The organism is Microcoleus sp. Pol12B4, assembly GCF_036701385.1.
Classification (GTDB): domain Bacteria; phylum Cyanobacteriota; class Cyanobacteriia; order Cyanobacteriales; family Microcoleaceae; genus Microcoleus.
In genome coordinates this window covers 3,978-13,782 of the sequence record NZ_JAUBQR010000178.1, presented here as the reverse complement: position 1 = coordinate 13,782, position 9,805 = coordinate 3,978, and the positions used below count along the sequence as shown (strand labels likewise).

10 protein-coding genes and 1 pseudogene are annotated in these 9,805 nt (G+C 45.6%); 6 read left to right on the top strand and 5 right to left on the bottom strand.

The genetic code is table 11. The features are described from left to right. Positions 1 to 228: 228 nt before the first annotated feature. A complete protein-coding gene (locus tag QUA38_RS21510) occupies positions 229 to 891 on the bottom strand; it encodes a VWA domain-containing protein (protein WP_333165358.1) in 663 nt (220 codons plus the stop codon). Between the two features lie 244 nt (positions 892 to 1,135). On the opposite strand from QUA38_RS21510, the gene QUA38_RS21505 reads away from it, so the two are divergent. After that, entirely contained in the window at positions 1,136 to 1,738 is a 603-nt protein-coding gene (locus QUA38_RS21505) for a Uma2 family endonuclease (RefSeq protein WP_333165356.1), read from the top strand. 52 nt (positions 1,739 to 1,790) lie between these two features. Continuing rightward, entirely contained in the window at positions 1,791 to 2,045 is a 255-nt protein-coding gene (locus tag QUA38_RS21500) for a DUF6737 family protein (RefSeq protein ID WP_333165353.1), read from the top strand. Positions 2,046 to 2,145: 100 nt separating this feature from the next. On the opposite strand, the gene carB is transcribed toward QUA38_RS21500, so the two are convergent. Beyond that, positions 2,146 to 5,457, bottom strand: coding sequence for a carbamoyl-phosphate synthase large subunit (gene carB / locus QUA38_RS21495; protein ID WP_333165351.1), 3,312 nt, complete (start codon positions 5,455 to 5,457; stop codon positions 2,146 to 2,148). Between the two features lie 251 nt (positions 5,458 to 5,708). On the opposite strand from carB, the gene QUA38_RS21490 reads away from it, so the two are divergent. After that, the gene (locus QUA38_RS21490) at positions 5,709 to 5,918 is read left to right on the top strand and encodes a hypothetical protein (protein ID WP_333165349.1); all 210 of its coding nucleotides are present in this window, start codon (positions 5,709 to 5,711) and stop codon (positions 5,916 to 5,918) included. Between the two features lie 161 nt (positions 5,919 to 6,079). On the opposite strand, the gene QUA38_RS21485 is transcribed toward QUA38_RS21490, so the two are convergent. The 3 genes from QUA38_RS21485 to QUA38_RS21475 form a co-directional block, all read right to left on the bottom strand. Further along, complete coding sequence (locus tag QUA38_RS21485; protein ID WP_333165346.1) at positions 6,080 to 6,919, bottom strand: glycosyltransferase; 840 nt, start codon at positions 6,917 to 6,919, stop codon at positions 6,080 to 6,082. 244 nt (positions 6,920 to 7,163) lie between these two features. Then, entirely contained in the window at positions 7,164 to 7,343 is a 180-nt protein-coding gene (locus tag QUA38_RS21480; RefSeq protein WP_333165344.1) for a hypothetical protein, read from the bottom strand. A 91-nt stretch (positions 7,344 to 7,434) separates the two neighbouring features. Further along, complete coding sequence (locus QUA38_RS21475; RefSeq protein ID WP_333165342.1) at positions 7,435 to 7,593, bottom strand: hypothetical protein; 159 nt, start codon at positions 7,591 to 7,593, stop codon at positions 7,435 to 7,437. Between the two features lie 300 nt (positions 7,594 to 7,893). On the opposite strand from QUA38_RS21475, the gene QUA38_RS21470 reads away from it, so the two are divergent. The 3 genes and pseudogenes from QUA38_RS21470 to QUA38_RS21460 all read left to right on the top strand — a co-directional run. Further along, positions 7,894 to 8,151, top strand: a complete 258-nt coding sequence (locus QUA38_RS21470) for a hypothetical protein (protein WP_333040861.1) — start codon at positions 7,894 to 7,896, stop codon at positions 8,149 to 8,151. After that, positions 8,144 to 9,367 carry a murein transglycosylase A gene (locus QUA38_RS21465; RefSeq protein WP_333165340.1) on the top strand — a complete coding sequence of 408 codons (1,224 nt, stop codon included), beginning with the start codon at positions 8,144 to 8,146 and terminating at the stop codon, positions 9,365 to 9,367. The genes QUA38_RS21470 and QUA38_RS21465 overlap by 8 nt, the downstream gene beginning before the upstream one ends. Before the next feature lie 153 nt (positions 9,368 to 9,520). Beyond that, positions 9,521 to 9,805 (top strand): annotated as a pseudogene (locus QUA38_RS21460) (tetratricopeptide repeat protein); the annotation flags it as partial.

The following is a 9,805-nucleotide window of genomic DNA, read 5'->3' as shown; positions in this document are numbered from 1 at the left end:
GTACCTATCACCGATGCCGCTACAACTTGCCAATTAAAGGATGAATTCTGCATTAATAACTCTTTAACTCAAAACTTCGTAAATTCACAACTATGCAAAGTCTGGACGGGTTTATTTATCCCTAATTAGGTAAGGCGATGCACACCACACCTTACTTATTATGTAGGGCTATGCACACCGCACTTACCGCTGGTCACTTACTAATGACCAATGACTTCCAACTAATGACTAAACAGTTCCCCATCCGGGTGGCGGTAGTGCTACTTGTTCATCAATTTTTGAGTGAGAAACTCTCTGCATACTAGCCGACAGCCAGATGAACATCTCTCTAAAGTCTAATCCTCTCAATTTTACAGGCGTGCGCTCGACAATTTGCGCCAGACGGGTGATATTAGCACCTTCCACTCCGACTGCAAAAAATGCGACGCGCTTGTTAGTTTCTTCCTCTTTAATCCGCTGTGCTGCTATTTCCACAACATCGTCGGATTCGCCTTGAGGTTCGCCGTCGGTAATCATAAATACCCACGGGCGGTAGTAGGTAATGCCGTTGTTTCGGTATTCGGATTTGCGCGCGGCAATCGTATCTAATGCTTGCTGAATGCCGGCACCCATGTGGGTTTGTCCTTGAGCTGTCAGCAGTGGCGTCTCGAACTGGTCGGCGGTCACGAAGTCTTGCACGACTTTGATATGATTGTCAAATGAAATAATCGCGACTTCGACTCGCTTTTTAGCTAGTTCGTCTTTAATTAGGTCATTCCTAAAAATTTCCAGCCCCTCATTCAAGGCATCTATGGGTGCGCCTTGCATGGAGCCGGAGGTGTCCAGCAGGAGGACGCAGGGACAGCGCGGCTCTGGGTTTTCGGCAAATTCTACGGCTTCGTCTAGTCTCATGGTTCGGGGTTGACCTGGGAGTGGCTCGATTTCTAGGTTTGTTACTTTACTGTATCAAGTCAGTAACAAATTTAAGTGCAAATTGCTAGGGCGATCGCATTTTACCATTTACCTGAATCGATTTGAGATTTTTAATTGTAGATTTTAAATTGTAGAATTGGAGGTCTGCGGTCAAAAAAACAAATTCATTCCTGCCTGTGGTAATATAGACTAATAGTATTACTGCAAAATAAGGATAAATCTTATGATTGCAACAGTCACACAGAAATTAACCTTTGACCAATTCCTTGTAGAATGTCCCGAAGATGGACGTTATGAACTGGTAAATGGAGAAATTCTAGAGATGAATGCCACAAGAAATCATGATGATGTTGCTGATTTTACATCTGACTCATTTAAAGATGAAATTAAACGGCTCAACTTAAATTACGTGGTCAGGCTCACACCAGTTATCAAAACTGTAAGTAAAGCCGGCATCGAACAAGGGCGGAGACCGGATGTCAGCGTAATAGAGCGCGATTTGTGGCGATCGAACCGTTCTGCTTATTCTGCCTTACGAGAACCAATTCAACTGGCTGTAGAAGTAACCTCAACAAATTGGGAGGACGATTATATAGACAAATTGGACGAATATCGGCGCCTCGGAATTCCTGAGTATTGGATTGTCGATTATTTAGCAATTGGTAGCAGGGAATTTCTGGGAAATCCCAAAACTCCAACTGTATTTGTCCACCTTTTAGATGCAGAGGGCAACTATCAAAGAAGCGCGTTCAAGGGCAGTGAACGAATTGTGTCGCGGACTTTTCCCGAATTAACCCTGACAGCAGAAGAGGTGATGAATGTTTAACTTCAGTTAATCCAGCTAGCCAGACTATTATCCATAAAAAATTACTGAAAATATGAAATCTATTTCTGATAAAAAACTTTCCGAGCGAAAAGCTATTAGCCCTTGGAATTACAAACCTTGGTGGTGTCAGCCTTGGTCGATTCTTTTGACTGGCACGAGTCTGATTAGCGGTAGTTGGTTTTTATTTAAAACTGTTTGGATAACTGTTTTAGTCGCGCTTCCTTTATTAGCTTGGATGGGTTTTTTCTTGTTAGTTTGGCCGAGGTTGATGCTGTCTAGCGGAGTTTTAGATTCTCATCCAGATTAGGTTTTGGTGGTGCACACCCTACTTTTAGGTTTTGGTGGTGTGCACCCTATGTTGTGGGTAAGGTGCGCGGTGCACACCCTACCTTTGAGTGTTTCGCAGTCTAGGTTTGCGGGTAATAGTCTTGAATTGCTTTTACTTCCATCGGGTGGGATTTGAGCGATCGAATTCCCGCTGCTGTAGCTTTGGCACCGGCTATTGTGGTAATAATCGGGATTTTGTAAGTCAAAGCTGTGCGGCGGATAAAGATGCCGTCGGCCCGGGATTCTTCGCCGGAAGGCGTGGTGATAATTAGTTGAATTTTCTCATTCTTGATCGAATCCAACAAATTCGGCCGTCCTTCGTGCAGTTTTAATTCCAAATCTACCTCTAAATCTTGCTCTCGCAAAACTTTGCGTGTCCCGTGAGTTGCGACTACTCTGAAACCCAATTCTAAGAATTCCTTGACAACGGGTACAACTGCTAGTTTGTCCCGATCGCGCATCGAAACCAGCACGGTTCCAAACAGTGGCATCATTTGTCCCGCGCCAAGTTGAGCTTTGGCAAATGCTTTGCCAAAATCGGTGTCAATTCCCATGACTTCGCCGGTCGATCGCATTTCTGGCCCTAACAAGGTATCAGTTCCCGGGAACTTCGCAAAGGGCAATACAGCTTCTTTTACCGAAACATGAGTGGGTATAATCTCTTCAGTAAAACCCAAAGCTTCTAGAGTTTTGCCAGACATAACTCGCGAGGCCATTTTTGCTAAGGGAACTCCGATCGCCTTGGAGACAAAAGGCACTGTTCGAGAAGCTCGCGGATTAGCTTCCAAGATGAAAACTTGTTCCCCTTGAACAGCAAATTGAATATTCATCAACCCGATTACTTTCAGGGATTTTGCTAATTCTACAGTCCAGCGGCGGATTGTTACCAAAGCTGCATCAGAAAGCGTTTGGTAAGGGATAGAACAAGCAGAGTCGCCGGAGTGGATTCCCGCTTCCTCGATGTGTTCCATAATACCGCCGATCGTCACATTGCCAGTAACATCGGCGATCGCATCGACATCCACCTCGATCGCGTTCTCCAGGAACTTATCAATTAAAATCGGATGATCGGGTTCTACTAGCACGGCATAGGTCATGTAACGTTCCAATTCCGTATCGGAATAAACAATTTCCATGGCTCGCCCGCCTAATACGTAACTCGGGCGCACAACTACCGGATAACCGATCCGTTGAGCTACTATTAAAGCATCCTCAAAACTGCGCGCCAAACCGTTAGCAGCTTGCTGAATATCCAACTCCCGCAGAATCTTTTCAAATCGCTCCCTGTCTTCAGCAGTATCAATGGAATCCGGCGAAGTCCCCCAAATTTTTGTTTGTACATCGGGGTGATTTTCCAGAGCTTTTTGTAAAGGAAGCGCTAATTTCAGTGGGGTTTGGCCGCCAAACTGAATAATTATTCCTTCGGGATTTTCGGCTTCGATGATGTTGAGAACATCTTCTTTTGTTAGCGGTTCAAAATACAGGCGATCGCTCGTATCATAATCCGTCGAAACCGTCTCAGGGTTCGAGTTGACCATAATTGTCTCAAAGCCGTCTTCTCCTAGAGAATACGAAGCGTGACAGCAGCAGTAATCAAACTCAATTCCCTGTCCGATCCGGTTGGGCCCGCCACCTAAAATCATCACTTTTCGTTTGGTAGAAGGCAAAACTTCCGACTCCGGCGCGAGACTGTGGCCTACAGGCGAAACTTTCTTTTCTTCATCGCCCAATTCCCAAATTGCCGCTCCCGCTTCGTAGGTGGAATAATAATACGGTGTAAACGCTTCAAATTCAGCGGCACAGGTATCGACTGTTTTGTAAACCGGAATTACGCCTAACTGTTTGCGGTAAGCGCGGACTTGATCTTCCGGTGTTTTGGTGGCGTAAGCAATTTGGCGATCGCTAAATCCCAACTGCTTTACTTCAAACATTGTCTCTTTTGTCAACTCTTCCAACCGCGTTCGTTTCAAGAACTTCTCAGTTTCCAGCAATTCCTGCATTTTATCCAAAAACCAAGGATCAATTCCTGTGAACTCGAAGATATCTTCCACCGACATTCCCATCATCATCGCGTGGCGAACTGTAAAAATGCGATCGGGATTTGGCGTCCGCAATCCGGCGCGAATTTGTTCCAAACTCGGCAACTTTTCCGGTTTGTCGCACCCGAAACCTGCGCGGCCTGTTTCCAATCCCCGCAGGGCTTTTTGGAAGGATTCGTTGAAGCTGCGCCCGATCGCCATTACCTCCCCAACAGACTTCATTTGCGTTGTCAGAGTCGGTTCGGAACCGGGGAACTTTTCAAAGGCAAATCGGGGAATCTTCGTCACCACGTAGTCAATTGTCGGCTCAAAAGACGCCGGAGTTTTCTTGGTGATATCGTTGGAAATTTCGTCTAGGCTGTAACCTACCGCTAATTTTGCCGCCATTTTTGCAATAGGGAAACCAGTTGCTTTCGAGGCCAACGCGGAGGAACGCGAAACCCGAGGATTCATTTCAATAACGATGAAATCTCCGTTGACAGGATTGACTGCAAATTGAATATTGGAACCGCCGGTTTCAACTCCGATTTCGCGGATAATTTTCACCGAAGCATCCCGCAGGCGCTGATATTCTTTGTCTGTGAGAGTTTGCGCCGGGGCGACGGTGATAGAATCGCCGGTGTGGACTCCCATCGGGTCGAGATTCTCGATCGAACAAATAATCACCACATTATCTGCCAAATCTCGCATTACTTCCAGTTCGTACTCTTTCCAACCAATCAAAGATTGTTCGATCAAAATTTGCGATACTGGACTGGCATCAATCCCGCCTTGTGCCATTTCTTCAAATTCTTCTTGATTGTAAGAAATACCACCTCCCGTGCCGCCCATTGTAAAAGCAGGACGAATAATTAACGGATAACTACCGATTTGATGACCAATTGCTTTGGCTTCGTCGAGAGTATTTGCAATTCCCGAAGGGCAAACTGCAACCCCAATTCGCGCCATTGCTTCCTTAAATAATAGCCGATCTTCTGCCATTTCAATTGCTGGCAATTTAGCACCAATTAACTCGACTTTGTATTTTTCTAAAACGCCATTTTTAGCGACGGCAACTGCTAGATTTAGCGCTGTTTGACCGCCCATTGTCGGTAAAATTGCTTGAGGTCTTTCTTTAGCGATGATTTGTTCGAGGATGGCTGGCGTTAGAGGTTCGATGTAAATGCGATCGGCAGTTTCCGGATCGGTCATAATCGTTGCAGGGTTGGAATTCACCAACACTACTTCAAAACCTTCTTCTCGCAAAGCTTTGCAAGCTTGTGTCCCTGAATAGTCAAATTCGCACGCTTGACCGATAACAATTGGGCCGGAACCAATGAGAAGAATCTTTTTTAAGTCTTGACGACGGGGCATAGGTTCGTAATTGGTAATTTGACAAGGTTAAGGATTAATTTGACATTTTGCACCAATTTTCACAAGTAGGAGGCTGAAACCTCTCAACTTTCGCAGCTAGGGGAAGCCCCCCCGCGAAGAGTTTGATCGAAAAATGGTGAAAGATATCATCAAGTCCAAACTATTTTAATTGTTGTTGGTAAGATGGTGTTGTATAATACAAATCCTCTGGTAAAATGCTCTCAGCGTTCCGTTGCTGCTGGCTTAACCCGATGTACAAGGCTTCTGAGTCGATCGCACAGCCTGTTCTACCGCAGATAAATCTTTTGATGGGTAAACGCCCCGAATGTCTGTTCCAGCAGAGCAAGAATTACGCAGAAACCGGGTTGTTTCACCAAAATACTTCGGAAACGCGCCGAATGTCTGTTCCACCAAAGATGAATGTGCTTGAGAGGCATCAATCGTTGCCCCTCAAGCAATGATCGGGAAATAAGCATCCGGCCTCAAGTTACACCAGTTTCAAAAAATAATGCAACCGCAACCCGGTGATCCAAAACCGGATAGTCATTAATTATCAGTCTTTCCCAATTTTTTAATCTCAAATCTCAAATCTCAAATCTCAAATCTCAAATCTCAAAAGGTATTACCTTAGTTTATTTTTGAGATAGCTCTTAATTTTTGTTATCGGTTCCCTCACCCACGGTTCCCATCGTTTGTATTTTACATTTAGCCTCACCAGCCAATCGGAATTATTTTTAATTAGGCGTAGGTCATCCTTAAACGGCGTCTGAGACAACATCTCCAGCCATAATTTATTAGGTTGGAGACTTTCCCAAGGTTTCGGACTGGATATAAAGTGCATCACTCTAGTTGACATATCCTCCGTATTGTGGTTGTTCCATATCTGTTCTAATCGCTTCCACCTTCCCTCTAAAACCGAATTTGATGCTCCTTGGTCGCAATCGCACCAAAGGTTGATACGAGCGTTTTCGAGCATTTTTTCAGACAGTTTTTCCTCCTCCCAAAGCTTTAGATTAAAAACTAAGAGGCCTGCATTGAAATAAGGTTTTTTATCCGCCGGGTTGTTTGGATTTCCCCACACATTGAGCGCAGCAGCTACGGGCATTCCTTCAAAGTCTAAGTTCCACAGAGGATCTAAGCTGCCCAGAACTATCATGTCGCTGTCGAGCCAAATCAGTCTGTCTTTGACCTTGGTGTATTTGTCCGGTTCCAATCTCGCGTAAGTTAACTTAGAACCCGACAGGGACAGCAATCCCCCGTAATTCGGCTTAACTTCTTCCCATTGAATCTCGTACTTGCAGCACTTTTGCAACTTTTCCTTTTGCTGTGTATTTATACCTGTTGATACCACAGTAACGTTGACAGGCAAATTCGGATCTTCGGTAACATTGAGTTCTATGGATTTCAGCAGGGCTGCTATCCCCAAAGTGTAATTTTTATCGCCAATAATGGATATGTTCATTCCACTGATTGATGAAAGTTTATAGAAAATATAAATAGCATAATTTTTTTTAAAATCAAGGTCTATCACAAGTTGATAGGGGTTGTGCAGAAACTCGAATTTCTGCACAACCCCTACAAGTTAAGGTTCCCACGGATCAAAGTGCCTTCCGTGCTTGCCCGACGTGGATGTAATCGGCGAATTCTTAAGCTTTTCGGTGACGGTGAATGAGTACGCTAATCACTTGTCCCGGCTTTGCACCTCGCTACGGCGGGCTCCAATCTCCGACGGCGGCAAATCCTAGTCGGTACAAGGTGTGGATGGTTTCTAACACGGCTGCGCGGGAACCGACAACCGTGATTTGCACGACTTTCTGTTCGGATACTGCTGAGGCGTCATTTGGACGCGCGGACAAGTTATCGTCAGGCACGAATTCCTGTGACATAATATGGTCTCCTGGTTTTGGGTTTTCTAGGAAAACCCAAAAACCCAGCCGCCCCGCACGGTAACACAGAGCAGGGCGGCTACAGAGAGTGTTAAAATTCTCCATTAGCCTCCATACTGGCGTAATCAGTTTGGCGGTTAGCTGTCGATTGCTGTTGGTAGCAGCTTTGGGTAGTGCAACTAGATTTTTGGGCGACGCGGGCTGCTTCCTCTTTGAGGAAAGCAGCCTTAATTTCACAGCGTAGCCGCAATGGGGGGACCGCCGTCAAGAGATTTTAGATTGAGATTTTCCTGTAACAAATTTCCGGTCTCTCCCACCCTCCGCTTCTCCCCGTCTGTCCCTCTCCCTCCACCCAACCTACTAGATGAGGGAATGCGCCGAGGAAGGGGTAAAATATGGAATCGTTCCAAAAGCTTAAAATCAAAAATCAAAAATCAAGATATGCCTAGAACACAAGTGCGATATTCCGTGCACCTGCTGCTTGAGGGCAACCACATCTATTTTAGATTTTAGATTTTAGATTGTCCTCCAACAACTCTCTCCATCTCCTATGCCTAGAACTCCCAGTGAATATTCCGTGCACCTGCTGCTTGAGGGTGGCCACCGCGAAGAAGTGCGTTTCGCAACGCTGCAAGATTTTCAAAAGTGGTACAGCAGTACGCTGGTGCCGAAACAAGATTCAAGAGAATTTCTTAACGTCCCGATTAAAAATATTCAAGGCGAATACATGGTAGTTCGGCCTACCAGCGTTCTCGCAATTCGCGTAGAACCGATATTTACTTCTAGCGTCGAACGATTCGATGAATAAGGAAAATAATCAATTTAGTAGGGAAGATTGGAAATTGAGCAAGATTTTTCGCTATCAGCTATTAGCGATCGCCTGTTGCGTTTTGGCGATCGCTTTTTCGGTGTCCGCCGTTGCAGCCCCGCCACTGGAACCAATTAGTGTAAATCAGTTACAAGCGAGTGAATTGGAGTCGATCGCCTTTGACGCTCAAATCTGGGGCGAAAATGGCAAACCAGGGGATAAAGAATTGCTGTTAAGGTCGATCGACAACAGCCTCCGCTATCTCGATACATCAGCCGCCGCCACTGCTTACAGCCACTATCCCATAGCCGAAGTTACGCGCGATCGAGTTCGGCGTTCTCTCGATCGATTTCGCCAATTAGTTGTCAGTTCCACAACTCCGGCACAACTCCAGGAATCGGTCAAGCGCGAATTTGTCTTTTACAAATCCACGGGCAAAGACGGCAAAGGAACAGTCGCATTTACAGGTTATTTCGAGCCGACTTACGCAGCATCTCGCACGCCTAATTCCGAATACCGTTATCCCCTGTACCGGATGCCGCCAAACATGGCATCTTGGCCGAAACCTCACCCGACCAGATTGCAATTAGAAGGCGAAGATGCTTTGCAGGCAAGTAAAGGATTGCTGCGGGGATTAGAATTAGTTTGGTTGCGCGATCGATTTCAGGCATTCCTCGTGCACGTCCAAGGTTCTGCGAGATTGCAGCTAACAGATGGTAGCGTGATGACCGTCGGTTTTGCAGGCAAAACCAGTCACAGTTATACAGGAGTCGGGCGAGAATTAGTTAAAGACGGAAAGTTTACTTTAGAAGAGTTAAATTTGCCTAAACTCAAGGAATATTTCACTAATTTTCCGGCAGAGATGAACAAGTATTTGCCGAAAAATGAAAGCTTTGTATTCTTCCGGGATACTAACGGAGTTCCAGCCACAGGAAGCATTGGAGTGCCAGTAACTGCCGAAAGGTCGATCGCCACCGATAAAGCTTTAATGCCCCCTGGCGCACTAGCATTAATTAGTACAAAACTCCCTTATCCAAATGCGGCGGGACAACTCGAACAAAATGCGGTAAATCGGTACGTTTTGGATCAGGATACCGGCGGTGCAATCAAAGGCGCGGGGAGAGTTGACGTATTTATGGGAACAGGGAATTTAGCGGGCGATCGGGCCGGTTATATCAACTCGACAGGAGAACTGTATTATCCGCTTTTAAAGTAGATTAATTCTACTTGATGTGATTGTTTACTGTGCGTTGCAATCCCGGACACGGCAATGCGCCGTGTCCCTACAGATATCGCCGACAATCAATATATAATCTATTTTTGATAATTGCTATAACATAGAAAATACCCCACCCTCTCAATCTTACAAATGCTAAACAAAATTCTGCAATTCTTCAAACGACTACTTCAGCGAATATTCGGAACCCCAATTCCATCCACCCCGCCGGGGAATACCGCCATCCGCCCAGCCTTAACTGACGCTGAATACGAGTCGAAATTCATGGAAATATTGGAAGGGGTGAATGCCGGCTGGAGTCGAGGGGATGTAGCGGGATTCTTAATCGCAAAACGCCTTAAAGATGGTGAATTGGCGGCTTGGTTGCGACGGTTTGGGCAAAGATTGTTAGAGGGCGAACATGATGAGACTGCTGCT

Excerpts from the sequence above, each read along its gene's own strand:
- QUA38_RS21510 (WP_333165358.1), bottom strand. The coding sequence starts at position 891 with ATGAGACTAGACGAAGCCGTAGAATTTGCCGAAAACCCAGAGCCGCGC.
- QUA38_RS21505 (WP_333165356.1), top strand. The coding sequence starts at position 1,136 with ATGATTGCAACAGTCACACAGAAATTAACCTTTGACCAATTCCTTGTA.
- QUA38_RS21500 (WP_333165353.1), top strand. The coding sequence starts at position 1,791 with ATGAAATCTATTTCTGATAAAAAACTTTCCGAGCGAAAAGCTATTAGC.
- carB (WP_333165351.1), bottom strand. The coding sequence starts at position 5,457 with ATGCCCCGTCGTCAAGACTTAAAAAAGATTCTTCTCATTGGTTCCGGC.
- QUA38_RS21490 (WP_333165349.1), top strand. The coding sequence starts at position 5,709 with ATGTACAAGGCTTCTGAGTCGATCGCACAGCCTGTTCTACCGCAGATA.
- QUA38_RS21485 (WP_333165346.1), bottom strand. The coding sequence starts at position 6,919 with ATGAACATATCCATTATTGGCGATAAAAATTACACTTTGGGGATAGCA.
- QUA38_RS21480 (WP_333165344.1), bottom strand. The coding sequence starts at position 7,343 with ATGTCACAGGAATTCGTGCCTGACGATAACTTGTCCGCGCGTCCAAAT.
- QUA38_RS21470 (WP_333040861.1), top strand. The coding sequence starts at position 7,894 with ATGCCTAGAACTCCCAGTGAATATTCCGTGCACCTGCTGCTTGAGGGT.
- QUA38_RS21465 (WP_333165340.1), top strand. The coding sequence starts at position 8,144 with ATGAATAAGGAAAATAATCAATTTAGTAGGGAAGATTGGAAATTGAGC.